The following is a 19,419-nucleotide window of genomic DNA, read 5'->3' on the forward strand; positions in this document are numbered from 1 at the left end:
GAGAGACGCGGAACTCGCAAGTCACCACAGGGCGGCCGCCCGTGTTGTCGCGATGTCGGTGATCTGCGAGGGTGAAGGCATGACCGAAGACGCCCAGAAGACCGTGCTGCTGCGCTACCTGCAGGAGGGCCGCGACGCTCTGCTCTGGAAACTCGACGGGCTGTCGGAGTACGACCTGCGCCGCCCGCTCGTGCCGACGGGCACCAACCTGCTCGGCCTGGTGAAGCACGTGGCCAGCACGGAGGCCGGGTACCTCGGCGACGTGTTCGGGCGGCCCTTTCCCGAGCCGTTGCCCTGGCTCGATGACGCCGCCGAGCCCAACGCCGACATGTGGGCGACCGCCGGCGAGTCGCGGCAGGACATCGTCGAGCTGTACCGCCGTGTGTGGGCGAGCTCGGACGCGACGGTCGCGGCCCTCGGCCTCGACGCGCCGGGAGTCGTGCCGTGGTGGCGCGCGGAGACGCGGGACGTGACCCTGCAGCAGATCCTCGTGCACATGATCGCCGAGACGCACCGTCACGCCGGGCACGCAGACATCGTGCGCGAGCTCGTCGACGGCGCCGCGGGCCTGCGGGCCGACAACAGCAACCTCCCTGAGGCAGAGCAGGAGTGGTGGGACGGCTACCGCGACCGGCTCGAGGCTGTCGCGCGCGAGGCGCGCTAGGGCACGCTCTGACGGCGGCGGCGTGCAGTGGTCTGCACGCCGCGTGCGCCTAGCCGAGGATCTCGGACATCTGCTTGTAGAAGACCGCCGGGTCGCTCGCCAGCGATGCCTTCACCATGGCGCTCCAGTCGTCGACGACGACCTCGATTGCACCCGAGGCCAGGCCGTCGAGAGTTGCGCGCGCCACGTCCCGGGGGTCGATCTTCGGCCCGTCGTACTCAGCCATGATGTCGGTGTCGGCGGCTCCGAGGTGGACCCCTTGGACGAGCGTGCCCTGGGGCGCGAGCTCGAGGCGCACGCCGTTGGTCATGTTCCACTCGGCGGCCTTCGCCGCGGCGTATGCCCCGGCGCCGGGGGCGGTGAACCAGGACAGCGCCGACAGCACGTTGACGATCGCGCCGCCGCCGTTCGCCTTGAGCACCGGTGCGAACGCACGGATGGTGCCCAGCGTGCCCCAGAAATGGGTGTCCATCTCGCGGCGCACGTCGGCGAGGTCGCCCGTGACGAGGAGGGCGCCGGTGGAGATTCCGGCATTGTTGACGAGCAGCGTCACGTCGCTCGCGGTCGCCGCGGCGGCCAGGACGGACTCGTCGTCCAGCAGGTCGAGATGCAGCGGTACCACACGGCTGTCATCGAAGTTCAGCAGCTCGGGGCGGCGAGCGGTGGCGTACACCTTGGCGGCTCCGCGGTCGAGCAGTTCGAGAACGTACTTCTCGCCGATGCCGCGGTTGGCTCCGGTGACGAGGGCGATCTGGTTGGCGATGTTCATGGGGCGGTACTTTCTCTCGGCGTGAATCGGGCCGGTGGCGACCCGACGTCGGCTACGCTAATCCTTGACATTGACGTCAAGGGCAAGGAATCGGGCGAAATTGGTCGGGAGGCGGCGCACAATGAGAATCGGCGACATCGCACAGCGGGCGGGCGTGAGCACCAGGTCTCTGCGTTACTACGAGGAGCAGGGTCTGCTCTCCTCGGAACGCACCTCCACCGGTCAGCGCACGTACGCCGAGTCGGCTGTCGAACGCGTGCGGCTCATCCAGCAGTTCTTCACCGCGGGACTTCCCAGTCGCACGATCCAGCGAGTGCTCCCGTGCGTCGACTCGGGAGAGGCGTCAGCCGAGGCGCTCGCGTTGCTGGAGGCCGAGCGCGCCCGCATCACCGCCGCCATGGACGACTTGGCCGCGGCGCGCGATGCCCTCGACCGCATGATCCACATCGCCCAGAACCCGAGCGCCGAACACTGCCCGGCACTGCGCGAGCCGGCCTGGGCGCCGTTCGAGGGCGCGGGATCCTCGGCCGGTGCGCAGACCGGTGCGCAGACCGGAGTGTTGACCGGCGCGCAGACCTGATACTCGGGACCCGCGACTACCGGTCGATGTCGTGACCGTCGTAGAGGTCGCCGCACTCCACGTCGAGAACGCCGTGGGCGTCGAGATACGTGCGCGCCCCGTAGTCGCCCGACACCGAGGCGGCGATCGGCGCCCAGTGCTCCGCAGCGATCAGCACGGGATGCCCCGGCCGCCCGTCGAACACCGCGCGCGCCAGCGGCGCTCCCGACGCGATCACGCGCCGCACGACGGCGACCGGCAGCTCGGGCATGTCCACAACGGTGACCAGCGCCGACTGGCCCGTCGCCGCTGCAAGGCCCACGCGCAGCGACGAGGCCATGCCGCTCGCCCAGTCGGCGTTCACGACCGACGTGATCGAGGCATCCGTCGGCATGATGACCGACGAGGCGGATGCGCCCAGCACGACCACGACCCGTTCGCACCCCGCGTCGAGAAGAAGCTCGCTCGCGACCCTGACCCACGATGCGCCGTCTGGCGTGGAGAGCAGCGCCTTCGGTCTGCCCATGCGGGCGCCGGCACCCGCCGCCAATACGACCCCCGTGATGCTCATGAGTAATGTTAGGCAGACAATGATGAACGTCAGCAAAGACGCCCTCCGCGAGGGCCTCGCCGCCAGCCTGTCCGTGAACCGCTGGATCGACGAGGTGGCCGCGCGCTATCCGTACGAGTCGGTGGCGCAGCTGCTCGCCGTAGCCGAAGACGCCGCGACGCCGCTCAGCCCCTACGAGATCGACGAGGCTATCGCGCATCATCCGCGCATCGGCGAGAAGCCGGTCGGCGACGGCACGTCGCAGAGCCTCAGCCGCAGCGAGCAGGCGGGACTCGGCGACGCCGACGCAGACATCGCGGCGCAGATCGCGGCAGGCAACGAGGCCTACGAGGAACGGTTCGGACGCGTGTTCATCATCCGCGCCGCGGGGCGCACGCGTGCCGAGATCCTCGACGAGCTGACCCGTCGCCTCGAGCTGCCGAACGCCACCGAGCTCGCGATCGTCGGCGAGCAGCTGCGCGAGATCGCCCTGCTGCGCCTCGAGAAGCTGTTCGGAGAAGAACTGTGAGCCACGTCACCACTCACGTGCTCGACGCCGCGCTCGGCCGCCCCGCAGTCGGCGTCGCCGTCGCCCTGTACGACACCGACGGCGCGCTCGTCGCCGACGGCGCGACCGACGACGACGGGCGCGTGTCCGACCTCGGACCCGACGCCCTGCCGGCCGGCGAGTACCGCATCGTGTTCGAGACGGGCGTGTACTTCGCCGCGTCGGGCGTCGACGGCTTCTACCCGCGGGTCACTATCGATTTCGAGCTGACGGATGCCACGGCGCACTACCACGTGCCTCTGCTCCTCAGCCCGTTCGCCTACTCCACCTACCGCGGAAGCTGAGCCTCAGTGACACAGACCACCACCGGCCGCACGCGGTCGCAACGCCTCGACGCGCTCCCGTGGACGCGCAAGCACACCCGCCTGCTCGGCGGCAGCGGAATCGGCTGGGCGCTCGACGCGATGGACGTCGGGCTCATCTCCTTCGTCATCGCCCAGCTCGTCGTCGTCTGGAAGGTCGAACCCTCCGAGCTGTCCTGGGTCGCCTCGGCCGGATTCCTCGGGATGGCGATCGGCGCGAGCCTCGGCGGGCTGCTCGCCGACCGCCTCGGCCGCCGCCAGGTGTTCGCGCTCACCCTCCTCGTCTACGGCGTCTTCACCGGGCTGTCGGCACTGTCGTGGTCGATCGGCGCGCTCATCGCGCTGCGCTTCCTCGTGGGGCTCGGTCTCGGCGCGGAGCTTCCCGTCGCGTCGACGCTCGTGAGCGAGTTCGCGCCGGCGCGCATCCGCGGACGCATCATCGTGATCCTCGAGTCGTTCTGGGCCGTCGGCTGGACCGCGGCCGCCCTCATCGGCTATTTCATCGTTCCGACGAGTGACGACGGCTGGCGGTGGGCGCTTGCGCTCGGCGCCGTGCCCGCCGTGTGGGCGATCTTCGTGCGCTTGAGGCTGCCGGAGTCGGTGCGCTTCCTCGAGGCGAAGGGCCGTCACGGCGAGGCCGAGAAGATAGTGGCCGAGTTCGAGGATGCCGCGGGCGTGAGCTCCCCGCCCGTGGCTGTCGAGCCGCCCCCGCCGGCGGTCACCGCAGAACGTCCCGTCGCCACGCTGTTCGGTGCCCGTCTGCGTCGTCGCACCATCTCGCTGTGGATCGTGTGGTTCTGCGTCAACTTCGCGTACTACGGCGCGTTCATCTGGCTGCCGACGGTGCTCGTCGCGCAGGGCTTCTCGCTCGTGCGGTCGTTCGAGTACACACTGCTCATCACCCTCGCTCAGCTGCCCGGCTACGCGGTCTCGGCGTGGCTCGTCGAGAAGTGGGGCCGCCGGGTCACTCTCGCGGTGTTCCTCGCCGGATCGGCCGTCTCCGCCGGGCTGTTCGGCACTGCGGGCGACGTGACCGCGATCCTCGTCTTCGGCTCCATGATGTCGTTCTTCAACCTCGGAGCGTGGGGCGCGCTCTACGCCGTGACGCCCGAGCTGTACCCGACCCGGGTGCGCGGAACCGGCGCGGGCTGGGCTGCCGGATTCGGCCGCCTCGCCTCGATCATCGCGCCGCTGTGCGTGCCGCTGCTGCTCCTCGCCGGCGGCGTCGCGCTGCCGTTCGGGGTGTTCGCGGCGGTGTTCGCCATCGCTGCGATCACCGCGTTGACCCTGCCCGACCTGCGCGGGAAGGCGCTCGAGGACTGACCCCGCACTAGCACTAGTGCTGACCGCGTTCCGCGTGGGTTACCGTTGACAAATGGACTCCTCTCGCGCGCCCGGCCTCGCCGCGGGCACCGTCATCGGCGGTCGCTACACGGTCGAGTCGCTGCTCGGCCGCGGCGGGATGGCCTCGGTCTACCGCGCGATCGACGTTCCGCTCGGACGTAGCGTCGCCGTCAAGGTGTTCACGATCGACACCGAGGGCGCCGCGGGACTCGGGCGCGAGTCATCCGAGATCCAGCTGCTCGCCTCTCTCAACCACCACGCCCTCGTCACGCTCTTCGACGCGAACGTCGACACCGGCGACGGCGTCGACCACTCGTTCCTGGTGATGGAACTCGTCGAGGGGCCCACGCTCAAGGAGCGCATCGAGAGCGGCCCGATCGCCGAGCTCGACGTCGCCCAGATGGTCGTCGACCTCGCCGAGGCCCTGCACGTGGTGCACGGCAACGGAGTCGTGCATCGCGACGTGAAGCCGGCGAATATCCTGCTCAACCCCTCGGTGCAGAGCTCGATCGAGTTTCGCGCCAAGCTGAGCGACTTCGGGATCGCCTACCTCATCGACAGCACCCGGCTCACGATGCCGGGCACGATCATCGGCACCGCCGCGTACCTCAGCCCCGAGCAGGCGCGAGGCGTCGCTCCCGGCTCGCCGTCGGACATATACTCGCTCGGCCTTGTCACGCTCGAGGCGCTCACCGGCGTGCGCGCCTTCGAGGGCTCGATGATCGAATCGCTCTCGGCCCGGCTGGTGGGCGACCCGGTGATCCCGGGAACCCTCGGCGCGGAGTGGCGGGCGCTGCTCGGCCGGATGACCGACCGCGACGCCGGGGCCCGGCCGACCGCGCTCGAGGTCGCCGAGATCGCACGCCGCATCGAACGCGAGATATACGCGGCGACCGACGGACTCGGCACGCAGGAGACGCAGCCCTTCGGCGCGGCCGACCTGCTCGAGGCCACCCGGCCGCTCGGGGCGAAGGAGCAGCCCGGTGCGACCGAGGCCCTCGGCGCGACTGCGGCGCTCGGGGCGACGGCGGCGCTCGGTTCCACGGCACCCCTCGGCGCGACTGCGGCGCTCGGGGTGACCGAAGCGCTCGGTTCGACCGCGGCGCTCGAGCCGACCGGACCTCTCGAACCCACGCGCGCCCTCGACCAGCCCACGCGTGTGCTGCCGGCGCCATCCGAGGGCGAGACGGTCGTGTTGACCGCGCCCGCCGCCTCTGGGACCGCCGCCGCGGCCCCGGAACCCTCGAAGCGCCGCATCGCCCACCCGCGCCGGGTGATCCTCGCGGTGGCTGCCGTCCTCGTCGCGTTGACGGTCGGCGGATTCGCGTGGAACGCCGTGGCCTCGGGCGGATCCAGTGAGGTCGCACCGCCGGCGCTGCCGGACAACGGGGGAGCCCTCGGCGTGCACCTCGACGAACTGATGGAGAGCGTGACACCGTGAGCCGACGACTGACAACCGCAATGCTGATCGTGCTGGTCTCGGGCGCGGCGCTCACGGCCTGCGCGCCCCAGCCCGCAGTGAGCGACGAGGCCGCGGAGGGCCTGCAGGCCTCTGTGCTGGTGGTCGCGGAGAGCGCGGCCGCGAACGATCTGGCACGCGCCGTTTCAGAGCTCGACGCACTCCAGGCGCGTCTCGACGGCGCGAAGGGGAGCGGCGACGTCAGCGACGAGCGCTCGGAGAAGATCCAGGCGGCGATAGACCTCGTGCGCGCCGACCTGGCCGAGCGGGTAGCGGCGGCGGAGGCCGCGGCGGCGAAGCTCGCCGAGGAGAAGCGGTTGGCCGACGAGCAGGCCGCTGCGGACAAGCTGGCCGAGGAAAAGGCCGCCGCCGAGCAGGCGGAGAGGGACAAGGGCAAGGGCGGGCCCGGCAAGGGCAACGACAGGGACGACGAGGACTAGCGGTCGCGCCCGTTGGTCGAGTAACGCCGTCTACGGCGCGTCGCTGGCGGACGACGATGCTCACCGTCGCAATAGTGCACTTGTGTGCCGGATCGCGTGATGAAACGGCGCACAAGTGCACTCTCGAGGCGGCGAGGCCCGGACGCGGACGCCAAAGCCGCACTGACTGGCCACTTGTGGCGGGATGCCGGCGGGCCAAACGTGCGCAAGTGGCCACCCAGCCACCCTCACGCGCTGCACTCGGTGCCCGGGCGCCGCGAACGCGGCACGAGGCCGAGAACGCGGCCGGAAGCCAGCGTGGCTCAGTAGTCGGTGCGGGCGTCCTGCTCCAGCCACGCGTCGAACGGTTCCGGCGCGTTCTCCGTGCGCACGCTGTCGACCGCCATGCCCCACGTCGCGCGGTCGCGGGCGAAGAGCTCGTAGAACTCCCGGTCGTCGAAGCCTCCGCGCGCCGCGTCGTCGCGGTCGGCGGCGAACACCACGCGGTCGAGCCGCGCCCAGAGCGACGCCGCGAGACACAGCGGGCACGGTTCGCACGACGTGTACAGCGTCATTCCTGCGAGCCAGAACTGCCCGACCGCCTGGCAGGCGGCGCGGATCGCGGTGACCTCGGCGTGGGCCGTCGGGTCGAGGTTCGCGGTGACGCGGTTCTGCCCCTCGGCGATGAGCTCGCCGTCACGCACGACGACGGCGCCGAAGGGCCCCCCGCCGTTCGCCACGTTCAGGGTCGCCAGCTCGATGGCCCTGGCGAGCCACTTCGCATCGGTCTCGGCCTGAGCCGCGGCATCCGCCGATTCGATCGTGTCGCTCATGCGAGTCCCGCCGAGATCCGCCAGGCATCGCCGGCGTCGGGGGCGTCGTCACGCAGCACCGTCGCCTCGATGAGCCCGTACGGGCGGTCGGCGGCGATGAACACCTCGCCGGGGTTCTCGAGTTCGAACGGCGACAGGTCGACGGCGAAGTGGTGCTTGTTCGGCGCCTTCAGCCGCACCTCGGCGACGAACGGGTAGGCCTCGAGCACCGATCGTCCCATGTGCCAGAGGGTCTGCTGCAGGGCGAGCGACTGCAGGGTGGCGAACTCCCTCACCATGATCTGCTTGATGCCGGCATAGATCTTCTCCCAGTCGACCTCGACCGAGGTGAACCGCCACTGCGCCACGAGCGAGGTGGCCATGACGCGGTCGTGGGTCTCCTGCAGGGTCGTGTACTCGTCGCTCAGGAAGCCGGCGAACTCGCTGCCGGTCGACTTGAGCAGCACGAGGTTCTTGAACCCGCCGATGACGTGCTCACCGGTGGCGTCCACCGTGACGGCTGCCGTGCGGATCTCCTGACCCTTGCGCAGCCAGGTGTGGTCGTGTTCCACGCCGTCGACGACGGCGCGCTCCCAGGCATACTCCTCGACCTCGATGCGGGCGCCCTCGACGGGGGCGACGTCGTGCACGAAGTGGCGTGCCAGGTCGAGGCCGAAGTCCTCGATCGACTCGACGCCCTTCGACTTCGCGAACGCGAAGGCCGTGTTCTTCTGGGTGTCGGTGGGAAGCACGTTCGTCTGGTCGCCGGAGAGGTAGGCCGGGTCGAACGGTCCGCGCAGGGCGGTGCTCACGTTGAGGTCGCGGATCTCGTGCCGCTTCGCGTCGCGGTAGATGCGCACCACGCGGTTCTCGGCTTTGCCGTATTGGTGGTCGCCCAGGATGATTGCCATCCCGCGATTCTGCCACTGCCATGTGACCGGGGTGTTACAGGGGCGGGCGGATGCTTCGGCCCGGGAGCCGAGGGGCAAAGAATCGACTTTCAGCGGCCGGTTCAGCAGCGGAAGTTTGCCCCGCGGGTCTTGGGGAGGCCGGCCCCGGTGCTGAGGGGCAAGGAATCGACTTTCAGTGGCCGGTTGGGCAGCGGAAGTTTGCCCCTCGGGTCTGGGTGGCGGATGCCTCGGCGAGCGTCAGCGGTCGAGCAGCAGGCCGCGCGGCTCGGCGTCGGGCGCGACATCCACCGGCTGGCCGGCGAGCAGGGTCTGGCGCACGACGCCGCGCAGCTCCCGCCCGTCGAAGGCGCTCACCGGGTTCTTGTGCAGCAGCCGGTCGGCGTGCACGGTGAACGCCTCGTCGGGGGCGAAGACGACGAGATCGGCGTCGGCGCCGACCGCGATGCGGCCCTTCGACTCGAGTCCGGCGAAGCGGGCCGTGGCGCTCGACATCCAGCCGAGCACGCGCTCGAGCGGGATGTCGCGGCGCGCGGCCTCGGTCCAGACGGCGGCGAGGCCGAGCTGCAGGCCGGCGATGCCGCCCCAGGCGAGTCCGAAGTCGCCGCCGTGCGCGAACTTGAGCTCGGGGGTGGAGGGGGAGTGGTCGGTGACGACGATGTCGATGTCGCCGTCGAGCAGCGCCTGCCAGAGCGCGTCGCGGTTGGCCTCGTCGCGGATCGGCGGGCAGCACTTGAACTGCGTCGCGCCGTCGGCGATCTGCTCCTCGCTGATGGTCAGGTAGTGCGGGCAGGTCTCGACCGTGATCTTCAGCCCCTCGGCGCGGGCGGCGCGCAGGGCGGGCAGGGCGGCGGCCGATGAGAGGTGCAGGATGTGCGCGCGGGCGCCCGTGCGCCGCACCCCGGCGATGACGCGGTCGATCGCGGTGGTCTCCGCCGCATCCGGACGCGACTCGACGAACCGGTGGTAGTCGACGCCGCCCTCGTTCGCGCTCGCGTCGAGCACGCCGGGGTCTTCGGCGTGCACGATCAGCAGCCCGTCGAAGGTCGCGATCTCCTCGAGCGCGAGGTCGAGCTGTTCGGCGTCGAGGTGGCCGAACTCGTCGACGCCGCTCGGGGCGAGAAACGCCTTGAAGCCGAAGACGCCCGCCTCGTGCAGCTCGCGCAGGGTGCCGAGGTTCTCGGGAACGGCGCCGCCCCAGAAGCCCACATTCACCATGGCCTTCTCGGCGGCGACGGCCCGCTTGGCGTCGAGGGCGGCGACGGTCGTGGTCGCGGGGATGCTGTTCAACGGCATGTCGATGAGGGTGGTGACCCCGCCGGCGGCCGCGGCCCGGGTGGCGCTGGCGAATCCCTCCCACTCGGTGCGCCCGGGCTCGTTGACGTGCACGTGTGTGTCGACGATGCCCGGTACGAGCACCTCGTCATCGGCGAGGGTGATGACCCTGTCGCCCTCAAGCGGTGTGGCGCTGACCGCCCGGATGACGCCGCCCGTCACCCCGACCTCGGCCGCCCGCCAGTTGCCGCCGATGAGAACGAAGGCGCCGCGCACGACGAGGTCGAAGGTTGTCATGCGCTCAACGTTAGGCCTTCGGGTCGAGGGCGTCGTAATCGCGGAACGACGGGTTGAGCCGCACGAGAACACCCACGAGCGACACGATGAGCAGCCCGCCGAGCACCGACGGCAGCCAGAGCAGCGTCGTCGCGACGACCAGTCCGACGAAGGCGTCGCCCAGACGCGGCCCGCCGGTCACGACCACGATGTAGATGCCCTGGGTGCGGCCGCGCATGGAGTCGGGCACCGCCGACTGCAGCATCGTGGTGCGGAACACCGAGCTCACGTTGTCGGCGGCTCCCGCACCGGCGAGGGCGAGCGCCGCGAGGGCCAGCGCGGGGATGTTGGCGGTCGAGAGCGAGTCGGTGATCGAACCGCTCCGATCTGTGCCGAGCGGCAGCAGCACCAGCCCGAAGGCGAGCATAAAACCGCCGTAGGCCATGACCGAGTTGCGGATGGCGAGACCCTGACGGCGCACCTGGCCGAGGCGGCCCGAGAGGAGCGAGCTGAGCAGCGTGCCGGTAGCCCCTGCGGCGAAAAGGATGCCCACCGTGATGGCGCCTCCGCCGATGACGAGCGCGCCGACGGCCGGGTAGAGCACGCGCGCCATGCCGAAGGTCATGGCGACGATGTCGATCAGGAAGCCGAGGCGGATGTTCGGCGCCCGCCGCAGGAAGCCGAGCCCCTCGCGCAACGCTCTCACGCCGCGGGTGCTGGAGCCGCCCTCCGGGACGATCGCGGGCAGAGTCAGCACGCCGGTGAACGCGGCGAGGAAGAGCACGGCGTCGATCGTGTAGGTCCACTGGATTCCGATGGTGGCCACGAGAACGCCGGCGAGGGCGGGACCGACCGTGATGGCGATTCCCATGCTGATTCCACCGAGAGCGGATGCCGCTGGCAGCAGTTCCTTGTCGACCAGACGCGGCACGATCGCCATGCGGGTGGCGCTCACGATGGTGGTCGCGACGGCGGTGAGCGTCGTGAGCACGTAGTAGAACCAGAGCACGTCGATGTGGAACCAGGCCAGTCCGGCGAGGCACAGCACCGAGACCCAGGCGACCGACTCGGCGGCGATCGCGACGATGCGGCGGTCGAAGCGGTCGGCGAGCACGCCGCCGTAGAGCCCGGCAATGATCATCGGCAGAAGCCCGACGACGCCGACGAGCGCGACCGCCCCGGTCGAGCCGGTGAGGTCGTAGATGTGCAGGCTGACCGCGACGACGGTCATCTGGCCGCCGACTCCGGCGATGCCGGTGCCGAGCCAGAGGCGGAAGAACGCGGGGCTGCTGCGGAACGGGGTGAGGTCGACGAGGTGGCTGCGGCGGGCGACCGGAGCGCTCACGCGCGAGCCACGGCTGCGTCGAGGAGGGTCGCGGCGGCGGCGCGGGCGTCGGCCGCGGCATCCGGTGTGCCTGAAATGGCCGCGGTGGTCTGGGCGCCCTCGGCCAGCAGCGCGAGCTGAGGTGCGAGCGTTGCGGGCCAGCCGGCGTCGCGCACGAGGTCGGCGACATAGTCCTGGAAACCGAGCTTGTGGGCCCGCGCCGCGTCGGCGACGAGGGGAGCGGTGGCACCGAGCTCGCCGAAGGAGTTGATGAATGCGCAGCCACGGAAGTCGTCTTCGGCGAACCAGTCGGCGAGGAAGTCGTAGAGCGACAGCACCTTCTCGCGGGGATCGGCGGCGTTCTCGGCGGCGAGCAGCACGCCGGCCGTCCACGCCTCGTTGCGTCGTCGCAGCACCTCGGCGAGGATCGTCTCCTTCGAGGGGAACAGCTGGTACATGCGCTTGAGCGAGATTCCCGCCTCTGAGCGGATCTCGTCCATGCCGACCGCCTGGATGCCCTTGCCGTAGAACAGCCGGTCTGCGGCGTTCACGACCAGTTCACGCGCTGTTGCATCATCCATTCGAATACCCACCTTGCATTGAGAACCAACGTTCTCTAGTATAGGCATCACGACCTGAGAACGACCGTTCTCAGCCGTTTCGAGGAAGGACTCACCATGTCAGTGATTACCGTCGGCCAGGAAAACTCCACCAGCATCGAACTCCACTACGAGGACCACGGATCGGGCCAGCCCGTCGTGCTGATCCACGGCTACCCGCTCGACGGCACGTCGTGGGAGCGCCAGCAGCGCGAGCTTCTCGCCGCCGGCTACCGGGTCATCACCTACGACCGTCGCGGCTTCGGCAAGTCGAGCCAGCCCACCGTCGGCTACGACTACGACACCTTCGCCGCCGACCTCGACACCGTGCTCACCACCCTCGACCTAACCGACGTCGTTCTCGTCGGCTTCTCGATGGGAACCGGCGAGGTCGGCCGTTACGTCTCCACCTACGGCACCGACCGCGTCGCCAAGGTCGCCTTCCTCGCCCCGCTCGAGCCCTTCCTCGTGCACACCGACGACAACCCGACCGGCGTTCCGCAGAGCGTCTTCGACGGCATCGAGGCCACGGCCAAGGCCGACCGCTTCGCCTGGTTCACCGGCTTCTACCAGGACTTCTACAACCTCGACCAGAACCTCGGCAGCCGCATCAGCCAGGAGGCCGTCACCGCGAGCTGGAACACGGCGACCTCGAGCGCGCCGATCGCCTCGTACGCGGTGGTGTCCAGCTGGATCGAGGACTTCCGGGGCGACGTCGCCAAGGTGCGCGCCTCCGGCGTCACGAGCATCATCGTGCAGGGCACCGAAGACCGCATCCTGCCGATCGACTCGACCGGCCGCGTCTTCCACGAGGCCTTCCCCGAGAGCGAGTACGTCGAGATCGAGGGCGCCCCGCACGGGTTCCTCTGGACCCACGCCGACGAGGTAAACGAGGTGCTGCTCGCCTTCCTCGCCAAGTAGGGCCTCTCGCCACGCACACGCCGTCCCCCTGCGCCGCATACGCTGGTAGCGACGCAGGGGGAAGGCACCATGTCCGGCAGGACCATCATCATCACCGGAGCGAGCGACGGGATCGGGGCCGCCGCTGCCCGCGCACTCTCGGCCCGCGGAGACACCGTCGTCGTGGTCGGGCGCTCGCCGCAGAAGACGGCCGCGGTCGCCGACGAGCTCGGCGTCGACCACCTGATCGCCGACTTCTCCAGGCTCGACGACGTGCGCGCGCTGGCCGCCGCACTGCTCGAGCGCTACCCGCGCATCGACGTGCTGGCCAACAACGCCGGCGGCATCATGGGCGACCGCGAGCTGACCGTCGACGGCTTCGAGAAGACCTTCCAGGTCAACCACCTCGCCCCGTTCCTGCTCACGTCGCTGCTGAGCGAACGGCTGGTGAGCAGCAGAGCGACGGTCATCGCCACCGCGAGCGTGGCGAACCGGCTCTACGGCAACCTCGACCTCGACGACCTCGGAAACGAACGCGCCTACTCGCCCAACAAGGCATACGGTGATGCCAAGCTCGCGAACATCCTCTTCGCCCGCGAACTCGACCGCCGCTTCGGCGACTCGGGCATAGCGTCGGTCTCGTTCCACCCCGGTGTGGTGCGTACCGGCTTCGCCACCGAGTCGACCAGCCCGATGCGATTCTTCTACAACGCCTTCGGCTTCTTCCTGCTGCGGCCCGCCAAAGGGGCGGACACGCTCGTCTGGCTCGCGACGACGACTCCCGGAACAGACTGGAAGGCCGGCGGCTTCTACACGAAGCGAAAGCTGGACTTCACCACCAACCCCCAGGCAGATGACGCGGCTCTGGCCAGCGCGCTCTGGGAGCGCAGCGCGGCCCTCGTGGGTGTGCCCGCCTAGTCTTAGCCCATGGAATCCCGGGCTTACTCAGTCGACGGGCCGCTCACCGGCGGCAACATGAACGACGTCGAACGTGAGGGCGACACGGTGCTGCGCACGAGCGGGCCGTGGACGCCGACGGTGCACCGATACCTCCGATATCTGGGGCTGGCGGGGGTGACCTGGGCACCGCGTCCGATCGCGATCGAGGGCGCTCGCGAGCGGCTGTCGTTCGTGCACGGCGAGGTGCCGCTCTACCCGCTGCCGCAATGGGTGTGGAGCGATTCTGTCTTGGAGGACGGGGCCGCGCGGCTGCGTCAGCTGCACGACGCCAGTATCGGATTCGCCCTCGACGACGCGATCTGGCAGTCGCGCGCGAAGGTGCCCGCCGAGGTGATCTGCCACAACGACTTCGCCCCGCACAACCTCGCGTTCGTCGACGGTGAGATCGTCGGCGCCATCGACTTCGACATGTGCTCGCCGGGGCCGCGGCTCTGGGACATCGCCTACTTCGCGACTCGCGCCGTGCCGCTCACCGCGACGACGCCCGACGGTGCGCCCGGCATGGACGTCGCCCGCGAGCGCGTCGAGACGATCCTGAGGGCGTACGGTTCGGATGCTTCGTACTCCGACGTGTTGCGCCTGGCGATCATCCGCCTGCACGACCTCGCCGAAATGTCGCGCGAAAAGGCGGTCGAGCTTGACAAACCGCACCTGCTTGACGAGGCCGCCGACTACGAGCGGGACGCAGAGTTCCTCTCTGGTCTTCGCTGACCTCCAGGGCCGATCCGGCAAGTGGTGACCCCCGCGAAACACGGGTGTGCGAGGCTGGAAGCATGTTCGAGATAGCCGACCGCCTCGTGGCCGCGATCGATGCGGGCCGCACGCTCGCTATCGCCACCGCGGTGTCGATCGAGGGCAGTGCCCCACGCACAGTCGGCACGTCGATGGCCTTCGACGGCGAGTCGGTGATCGGTTCGATCGCGGGCGGTTGCGTCGAGGGCGCCGTGGTGGATGTGTGCGAACTCGTGCTCGCCGACGGTGTCGCCCGCACGGTCGAATACGGGGTCAGCGACGAGACAGCGTTCTCGGTCGGGCTGACGTGCGGCGGCGAGCTGCGCATCCGCGTGACGCCCGTCACCGCGCGTGTCGAGGCCGCCCTGCGCGCCGCGGCAGCCGGAGAGCCGACCGGTCTCGCCACGGTGCTCGGCGACACCGACGGCCGGTTCGCGTCCCGCATCGCGGCGGAGCTCGACGCCCGCATCGCCCTCGGCGAGACCGCGCTCGGCACGATCGACTGCGACGGCGAGCTCGTCGACGTGTTCTTCGAAGTCGCCACCCCGCCCGCGCGCCTCATCATCTTCGGCGCGATGGAGTTCTCCGTCGCGCTCGCCGCGGCCGGCAGCGCGCTCGGGTACCGGGTGAGCGTGTGCGACCCGCGCGGACTGTTCGCGACCGCCGCCCGTTTTCCCACGGCCGAGGTCGTCGTGCAGTGGCCGACGACCTGGCTCGCGGGCACGGCCGTCGACGAGCGCACGGTGATCTGCGTGCTCGCGCACGACGACAGGTTCGACGCCGAGATCATCGCGCAGTCGCTCGCCCTGCCGGTCGCGTTCGTCGGCGCGATGGGCTCGCGGCGCACCCACGAGCGTCGCGTGGCCTCGCTGCGCGACCGCGGAGTGGCCGAGGAGGCCATCGCCCGCCTGCACTCGCCGATCGGGCTCGACCTCGGGGCGAGCACACCCGAGGAGACGGCGGTGTCGATTCTCGCCGAGGTGATCTCGGCACGCACCGGCGCGACGGCCACGGCACTGCGGGAGACGAGCGGGAGGATTCACGAGCTCGGTGTGCCCGTCGCACCCCTACACTGACCTTTATGTCAGACATCGAGACCCCGCGCACGTTCAAGATCGACCTCCCGCCGACCGCCGTCGCCGGCCTGTTCGCCGATTTCGCCAGTGTCTGGCACACCCCGAACGTGTTCGTGATGGACTTCGTCGCGCTCACCCAGCCTCCACAGCCGACCACCGACAGCGAGACCGGCGCGGAGTCGATCCTCGTGCCCGGGCAGGTCGTGAGCCGCATCCGCATCCCCCCGGAGCAGGTGTTCGAGCTCGCGAAGGCGCTCGCCCAGCAGCTCGAGGCGTGGGAGCGCGAGACCGGCAAGAAGGCGCCGGAGAAGCCGCTGTTCGGCGACATTCGCTAGTTCAGCATGCGCCAGAGGCGGTCACGCGACATCGGCAGTTCGAACGGCCGCACCCCGATCGCGTCACGGATCGCGTTCGCCAGCGCCGGCGCCACGGGGTTGTAGGGCGCCTCACTCATCGACTTCGCGCCGAGCGGCCCCATGCCGTCGTGCGTCGCGGCGAAGTACACCTCGGTCTCGGGGATGTCGGCGAACTGCGGCACGTGGTAGTTGCGGAACGCCGTCGTGGTGACGCGGCCCTCGCCGTCGAGCAGCATCTCCTCGTAGAGCGCCGTGCCGATCGCCTGCGCCGTTCCGCCCTCGATCTGCCCGCGGAGTTGCTCCGGATTCAGCACCGTTCCGGCATCCGCCGTCTGGATCGACTGCAGAATCCGCACCTCGCCCGTCGCCGTGTCGACCGCCACCCTGAAGGCGTGCACGTTGAACGCCACCGAGCGCGGGGTGCCGTCGTGGCTGCCGTCGGCGATGAGCGGGCCCGTTTCGAGAATGGCGGATGCCTCGACGAGGGTATCTCCGACGAGAACCCCGCCCGCCACCACCGTGCGGGCGCCCTCGGCACCGGTCACCTGCGCGGCACGCTCGATCATCATCGCCGACAGCTTCAGCGACGCCGCGAGCAGTGCCTTGCCGGCTACGACGACGCCTGCCGAGCCGAAGGCTCCGGTGTCGTAGCGCGCCACGTCGGTGTCGGACTGGCGGATGCGCACCCGGTCGACCGTGGTGTTCAGCGCCGTCGCGACGAGCTGGGTGTGCACGGTCGTCGTGCCGTTGCCGAACTCCGCGGTGCCGACACCGAGCTCGTAGCTGCCGTCGGCGAGCAGCGCGATCGAGGTGTCTGCGAAGTGGCCGCGCGGAGGCACGGTGGCGATCATCGCGACGCCGAGGCCCGTGCCGACCGACCAGGTGGGTCCGGTGGGAGCCGCGACGCCGTTGCCGCGCAGAAGCGCCGCCTCGGCGAGGTCGATGCACTGGTCGAGTCCGTAGCTGCCGACGACGAGGTCGGACTCCTCGTGCGGATTCGTGACGACCATGGCGTCGCCGGGCACGATCACGTTGCGGCGGCGCAGCTCGAACGGGTCGATGCCCAGGGTGCGGGCCAGCTCGTCCATGGCCGACTCGATCGCGAAGATGACCTGGCCCAGGCCGTAGCCGCGGAAGGCCCCGGAGGGCAGATTGTTCGTGTACACCGACTCGGCATCCACCCGCTTGTTCGCACAGCGGTAGATCGCCACCGACTCGTGCACGCTGTGGAACATCACGCCGACGCCGTGGTTGCCGTAGGCGCCGGTGTCCATGAGCTCGTCGACCGACATCGCGGTGAGCTGCCCGTCGGCGGTCGCGCCGAGTTTCACCTCGATGCGCATCGGGTGCCGTGGCGAGGCGACGGTGAACTCGTCGCCGCGGGTGAACTCGTACTGCACGGGGCGCTGGGTGGTGAGCACGGCGAGGGTGACGAGGTCTTCGGTGATGAGCTCCTGCTTGCCGCCGAAGCCGCCGCCGACCCTCGCGGTGAACACGCGCACCCGTTCGGGATCGAGGCCGAAGATGTGGCACAGCTCGTCGCGCACGAGGAACGGCACCTGCGAGCTGGTGCGCAGCACGAGCCGGCCGTCGCCGGAGATCCACCCGCGGGTGGCGTGGGTCTCGAGGGCGGCATGGCTCACCCGCTGGGTCTGCCAGGTTCCGCTCACGACGGCGTGCGCGTTCGCCAGGGCGGTGTCGACGTCGCCCATCTCGCTGTGCATCTGCGCGAGCACGTTTCGTGCGGGATCGTCGATGCGCGACTCCGGGCCCTTCTCCGGGTGCAACAGGGGTGCGCCGGGGGAGCGGGCCGCATCCGGGTCGAACACCGCCGGAAGCAGCTCGTACTCGACGTCGATCAGCTCTAGCGCGCGCTGGGCGATCGCGACCGTGTCGGCGACGACCGCCGCGACGCGCTGGCCGCGGAACCGCAGCACCGTGTCGAATACGAGCGTGTCGTCGGGGTCGTCGGTGCGCATCTCGTGGCGTCCGGTGGAGAACAGGGTGGAGGGGGAGTCTCGGTGGGTGAGCACGGCGTGCACGCCGCCTGCGGCCTCGGCGCGGGAGGTGTCGATCGACAGGATGCGCGCGTGGGCGTGCGGGCTCTTCAGCACTGCCAGGTGCAGCACCGCGGTCGGGGTTCCGTCGGGGGCCGGGACGTCATGAGTCGGCGCGTCGAGGGTGTACTCCTCGCGGCCGGTCGCGACGCGCATGCCAGCCGGTGCCCGGACCGAACGTCCAGCGGCGTCGCCCGCCGGGGCGTGCTCGGTGTTGCTCGTGCCGCAGATCGCGTCCTTGATCGAGCGGTAGCCGGTGCAGCGGCATAGGTTGCCCTTGAGCAGCCGGGGCAGGTCGTCCTTGTCGTCCTCGGTGAAGGTCGACGCGGTGACGACCATGCCGGCGGTGCAGAACCCGCACTGGAAACCCGCGGCGTCGACGAAGCTCTGCTGCATCGGGTGCGGATGCTCGGGTGTGCCGAGCCCCGCGACGGTGGTGACGTGGGCGCCCTCCAGCCGGTGTGCGGGGTAGATGCAGGAGTGGATCGGCTCGCCCTCGAGCAGCACCGAGCACGCGCCGCAGTCGCCCGCGTCACAGCCCTTCTTGACCTCGAAGTGGTCGAGGTCGCGCAGCAGGGTGCGCAGCACCTGGCCGGGCTGCGGCTGGGCCTCGACGCTCTCACCGTTGATCTCGAACCTCATGCGCTCGTCTCCTCGCCCAGTTCGGTGCGCAGCTCCTCGGCGAACAGCACGCTCATCGCACGGCGCCAGTCTGCGGCGCCGTGCGCGTCGGTGAACCACTCGGTGATGCCCTCGACGCGCTGGCGCAGTGCGGCCTCCGACGGCAGCTCGTCGAAGCGGAGCGCGACCGGGCGGGTGGTGCCGCCGCTCACGGTGAAAACGCACTCGCCGCTGGGGTCGACGCGGGCGATGAGCAGGGTGCCGGTGCGGCCGAGCGGCGAGAGCGCGATGCGGCGGAAGGCCGTGCGCGACTGGAGGCTCCTCAGCGGGATGTCGATGGCGCGCAGCACCTCGCCGTGCGACAGCAGGTTCTGCTGCGACCCGGTGACGAGGTCGGCGACGTCGAGCCGGCGATCGGTGCCGTCGGGCGACCAGATCAGGGCCGAGGCATCCGTCGCCGCAGCGAGGGAGATCATCGGACCGGCGGGCAGCGACGTGCAGATGTTGCCGCCGACGGTCGCGATGTTCCAGATCTTGAAGCTGGCGAGCAGCGAATTGGCCGCCTGCGAGAACAGCGGATGCGCCCACCAGCCCTCGTGCTCGGGGATACGCGCGAGCTCTGCGATCGTGCACGTGGCCGCGATGCTCAGGCCGGCGTCCGACTCGACCAGCGGCTGCCAGCCGAGCGCCGTGAGGTCGACGAGACCGGTCAGCCCCGGCTGCTCCTCGGAGAAGAGCCAGGTGCCGCCGCCGAGCGGCTGCTCTCCGGGCGCGAGCACGATGTCGTCGCGGGATCGCGCGACCCGGGTGTCGCGCACGGTGATGAGGTCCATTGTCCTATCGAGTCAACATCATTCGTGTGACGCGCGTGTAACGCCGCGCGGCCCTT

At 70.2% G+C, this 19,419-nt stretch carries 21 protein-coding genes; 12 read left to right on the top strand and 9 right to left on the bottom strand.

The features are described 5' to 3' along the window. Positions 1-79 precede the first annotated feature (79 nt). A complete protein-coding gene (locus ABIE21_RS17945; protein ID WP_354026225.1) occupies positions 80-664 on the top strand; it encodes a DinB family protein in 585 nt (194 codons plus the stop codon). 49 nt (positions 665-713) lie between these two features. On the opposite strand, the gene ABIE21_RS17950 is transcribed toward ABIE21_RS17945, so the two are convergent. Continuing rightward, the gene (locus tag ABIE21_RS17950; protein WP_354026226.1) at positions 714-1,433 is read right to left on the bottom strand and encodes an SDR family oxidoreductase; all 720 of its coding nucleotides are present in this window, start codon (positions 1,431-1,433) and stop codon (positions 714-716) included. Positions 1,434-1,554: 121 nt separating this feature from the next. Between ABIE21_RS17950 and ABIE21_RS17955 the strand changes: the two genes are divergently transcribed. Further along, complete coding sequence (locus ABIE21_RS17955; protein WP_354026227.1) at positions 1,555-2,013, top strand: MerR family transcriptional regulator; 459 nt, start codon at positions 1,555-1,557, stop codon at positions 2,011-2,013. A gap of 16 nt (positions 2,014-2,029) precedes the next feature. Here ABIE21_RS17955 and ABIE21_RS17960 read toward each other — a convergent pair whose 3' ends face one another. Beyond that, positions 2,030-2,563 (bottom strand): nucleotidyltransferase family protein, encoded by a 534-nt coding sequence (locus tag ABIE21_RS17960; protein ID WP_354026228.1) that lies wholly within the window; start codon positions 2,561-2,563, stop codon positions 2,030-2,032. Between the two features lie 19 nt (positions 2,564-2,582). Here ABIE21_RS17960 and uraD point away from each other — a divergent pair, with 19 nt between their 5' ends. From uraD to ABIE21_RS17985, 5 genes are read left to right on the top strand one after another with little or no spacing between them, the layout of a single operon-like run. Beyond that, on the top strand, positions 2,583-3,071 hold the full coding sequence (gene uraD, locus ABIE21_RS17965) for a 2-oxo-4-hydroxy-4-carboxy-5-ureidoimidazoline decarboxylase (RefSeq protein WP_354026229.1): 489 nt from the start codon (positions 2,583-2,585) through the stop codon (positions 3,069-3,071). Further along, the gene (gene uraH / locus ABIE21_RS17970; protein WP_354026230.1) at positions 3,068-3,394 is read left to right on the top strand and encodes a hydroxyisourate hydrolase; all 327 of its coding nucleotides are present in this window, start codon (positions 3,068-3,070) and stop codon (positions 3,392-3,394) included. The genes uraD and uraH overlap by 4 nt, the downstream gene beginning before the upstream one ends. 6 nt (positions 3,395-3,400) lie before the next feature. Beyond that, positions 3,401-4,735 carry an MFS transporter gene (locus ABIE21_RS17975; RefSeq protein ID WP_354026231.1) on the top strand — a complete coding sequence of 445 codons (1,335 nt, stop codon included), beginning with the start codon at positions 3,401-3,403 and terminating at the stop codon, positions 4,733-4,735. 52 nt (positions 4,736-4,787) lie between these two features. Then, positions 4,788-6,197 (top strand): serine/threonine-protein kinase, encoded by a 1,410-nt coding sequence (locus ABIE21_RS17980; protein ID WP_354026232.1) that lies wholly within the window; start codon positions 4,788-4,790, stop codon positions 6,195-6,197. Continuing rightward, entirely contained in the window at positions 6,194-6,655 is a 462-nt protein-coding gene (locus tag ABIE21_RS17985; RefSeq protein WP_354026233.1) for a hypothetical protein, read from the top strand. The genes ABIE21_RS17980 and ABIE21_RS17985 overlap by 4 nt, the downstream gene beginning before the upstream one ends. Before the next feature lie 302 nt (positions 6,656-6,957). Here the strand turns inward: ABIE21_RS17985 and ABIE21_RS17990 are convergent, their stop codons facing one another. The 5 genes from ABIE21_RS17990 to ABIE21_RS18010 all read right to left on the bottom strand — a co-directional run bounded on the left by ABIE21_RS17990 (position 6,958) and on the right by ABIE21_RS18010 (position 11,810). Next, positions 6,958-7,467 carry a nucleoside deaminase gene (locus ABIE21_RS17990; protein ID WP_354026234.1) on the bottom strand — a complete coding sequence of 170 codons (510 nt, stop codon included), beginning with the start codon at positions 7,465-7,467 and terminating at the stop codon, positions 6,958-6,960. Then, positions 7,464-8,357 (bottom strand): factor-independent urate hydroxylase, encoded by an 894-nt coding sequence (gene pucL / locus ABIE21_RS17995; RefSeq protein WP_354026235.1) that lies wholly within the window; start codon positions 8,355-8,357, stop codon positions 7,464-7,466. Before pucL ends, ABIE21_RS17990 begins: the two co-directional genes overlap by 4 nt. A 237-nt stretch (positions 8,358-8,594) precedes the next feature. Beyond that, a complete protein-coding gene (allB, locus tag ABIE21_RS18000; protein WP_354026236.1) occupies positions 8,595-9,926 on the bottom strand; it encodes an allantoinase AllB in 1,332 nt (443 codons plus the stop codon). A 10-nt stretch (positions 9,927-9,936) separates the two neighbouring features. Next, positions 9,937-11,250 carry an MFS transporter gene (locus ABIE21_RS18005; RefSeq protein WP_354026237.1) on the bottom strand — a complete coding sequence of 438 codons (1,314 nt, stop codon included), beginning with the start codon at positions 11,248-11,250 and terminating at the stop codon, positions 9,937-9,939. Further along, on the bottom strand, positions 11,247-11,810 hold the full coding sequence (locus ABIE21_RS18010; protein ID WP_354026238.1) for a TetR/AcrR family transcriptional regulator: 564 nt from the start codon (positions 11,808-11,810) through the stop codon (positions 11,247-11,249). The genes ABIE21_RS18005 and ABIE21_RS18010 overlap by 4 nt, the downstream gene beginning before the upstream one ends. Before the next feature lie 96 nt (positions 11,811-11,906). On the opposite strand from ABIE21_RS18010, the gene ABIE21_RS18015 reads away from it, so the two are divergent. From ABIE21_RS18015 to ABIE21_RS18035, 5 genes are all read left to right on the top strand, one after another. Next, entirely contained in the window at positions 11,907-12,749 is an 843-nt protein-coding gene (locus ABIE21_RS18015; protein WP_354026239.1) for an alpha/beta fold hydrolase, read from the top strand. Between the two features lie 69 nt (positions 12,750-12,818). Beyond that, positions 12,819-13,646, top strand: a complete 828-nt coding sequence (locus ABIE21_RS18020; protein ID WP_354026240.1) for an SDR family NAD(P)-dependent oxidoreductase — start codon at positions 12,819-12,821, stop codon at positions 13,644-13,646. Positions 13,647-13,655: 9 nt separating this feature from the next. Continuing rightward, positions 13,656-14,399 (top strand): phosphotransferase, encoded by a 744-nt coding sequence (locus tag ABIE21_RS18025; protein WP_354026241.1) that lies wholly within the window; start codon positions 13,656-13,658, stop codon positions 14,397-14,399. Positions 14,400-14,461: 62 nt separating this feature from the next. After that, positions 14,462-15,496, top strand: coding sequence for an XdhC family protein (locus tag ABIE21_RS18030; RefSeq protein WP_354026242.1), 1,035 nt, complete (start codon positions 14,462-14,464; stop codon positions 15,494-15,496). Positions 15,497-15,501: 5 nt separating this feature from the next. Then, positions 15,502-15,831 carry a DUF3467 domain-containing protein gene (locus tag ABIE21_RS18035; RefSeq protein WP_354026243.1) on the top strand — a complete coding sequence of 110 codons (330 nt, stop codon included), beginning with the start codon at positions 15,502-15,504 and terminating at the stop codon, positions 15,829-15,831. Here ABIE21_RS18035 and ABIE21_RS18040 read toward each other — a convergent pair. Both ABIE21_RS18040 and ABIE21_RS18045 read right to left on the bottom strand, forming a co-directional pair. After that, positions 15,828-18,551: a molybdopterin-dependent oxidoreductase gene (locus ABIE21_RS18040; protein ID WP_354026244.1), complete on the bottom strand. Its 2,724-nt coding sequence runs from the start codon at positions 18,549-18,551 to the stop codon at positions 15,828-15,830. The genes ABIE21_RS18035 and ABIE21_RS18040 overlap by 4 nt on opposite strands. After that, entirely contained in the window at positions 18,548-19,363 is an 816-nt protein-coding gene (locus ABIE21_RS18045; RefSeq protein ID WP_354026245.1) for an FAD binding domain-containing protein, read from the bottom strand. The genes ABIE21_RS18040 and ABIE21_RS18045 overlap by 4 nt, the downstream gene beginning before the upstream one ends. Between the last annotated feature and the right edge of the window lie 56 nt (positions 19,364-19,419).

It is taken from the genome of Conyzicola nivalis (assembly GCF_040548875.1).
Taxonomy (GTDB): domain Bacteria; phylum Actinomycetota; class Actinomycetes; order Actinomycetales; family Microbacteriaceae; genus Conyzicola; species Conyzicola nivalis_A.

What these genes read in the sequence shown, in the direction of transcription:
- ABIE21_RS17945 (WP_354026225.1), top strand. Translation starts at nt 80, where the DNA reads ATGACCGAAGACGCCCAGAAGACCGTGCTGCTGCGCTACCTGCAGGAG.
- ABIE21_RS17950 (WP_354026226.1), bottom strand. Translation starts at nt 1,433, where the DNA reads ATGAACATCGCCAACCAGATCGCCCTCGTCACCGGAGCCAACCGCGGC.
- ABIE21_RS17955 (WP_354026227.1), top strand. Translation starts at nt 1,555, where the DNA reads ATGAGAATCGGCGACATCGCACAGCGGGCGGGCGTGAGCACCAGGTCT.
- ABIE21_RS17960 (WP_354026228.1), bottom strand. Translation starts at nt 2,563, where the DNA reads ATGAGCATCACGGGGGTCGTATTGGCGGCGGGTGCCGGCGCCCGCATG.
- uraD (WP_354026229.1), top strand. Translation starts at nt 2,583, where the DNA reads ATGATGAACGTCAGCAAAGACGCCCTCCGCGAGGGCCTCGCCGCCAGC.
- ABIE21_RS17980 (WP_354026232.1), top strand. Translation starts at nt 4,788, where the DNA reads ATGGACTCCTCTCGCGCGCCCGGCCTCGCCGCGGGCACCGTCATCGGC.
- ABIE21_RS17990 (WP_354026234.1), bottom strand. Translation starts at nt 7,467, where the DNA reads ATGAGCGACACGATCGAATCGGCGGATGCCGCGGCTCAGGCCGAGACC.
- pucL (WP_354026235.1), bottom strand. Translation starts at nt 8,357, where the DNA reads ATGGCAATCATCCTGGGCGACCACCAATACGGCAAAGCCGAGAACCGC.
- allB (WP_354026236.1), bottom strand. Translation starts at nt 9,926, where the DNA reads ATGACAACCTTCGACCTCGTCGTGCGCGGCGCCTTCGTTCTCATCGGC.
- ABIE21_RS18010 (WP_354026238.1), bottom strand. Translation starts at nt 11,810, where the DNA reads ATGGATGATGCAACAGCGCGTGAACTGGTCGTGAACGCCGCAGACCGG.
- ABIE21_RS18015 (WP_354026239.1), top strand. Translation starts at nt 11,907, where the DNA reads ATGTCAGTGATTACCGTCGGCCAGGAAAACTCCACCAGCATCGAACTC.
- ABIE21_RS18020 (WP_354026240.1), top strand. Translation starts at nt 12,819, where the DNA reads ATGTCCGGCAGGACCATCATCATCACCGGAGCGAGCGACGGGATCGGG.
- ABIE21_RS18025 (WP_354026241.1), top strand. Translation starts at nt 13,656, where the DNA reads ATGGAATCCCGGGCTTACTCAGTCGACGGGCCGCTCACCGGCGGCAAC.
- ABIE21_RS18030 (WP_354026242.1), top strand. Translation starts at nt 14,462, where the DNA reads ATGTTCGAGATAGCCGACCGCCTCGTGGCCGCGATCGATGCGGGCCGC.
- ABIE21_RS18035 (WP_354026243.1), top strand. Translation starts at nt 15,502, where the DNA reads ATGTCAGACATCGAGACCCCGCGCACGTTCAAGATCGACCTCCCGCCG.
- ABIE21_RS18040 (WP_354026244.1), bottom strand. Translation starts at nt 18,551, where the DNA reads ATGAGGTTCGAGATCAACGGTGAGAGCGTCGAGGCCCAGCCGCAGCCC.
- ABIE21_RS18045 (WP_354026245.1), bottom strand. Translation starts at nt 19,363, where the DNA reads ATGGACCTCATCACCGTGCGCGACACCCGGGTCGCGCGATCCCGCGAC.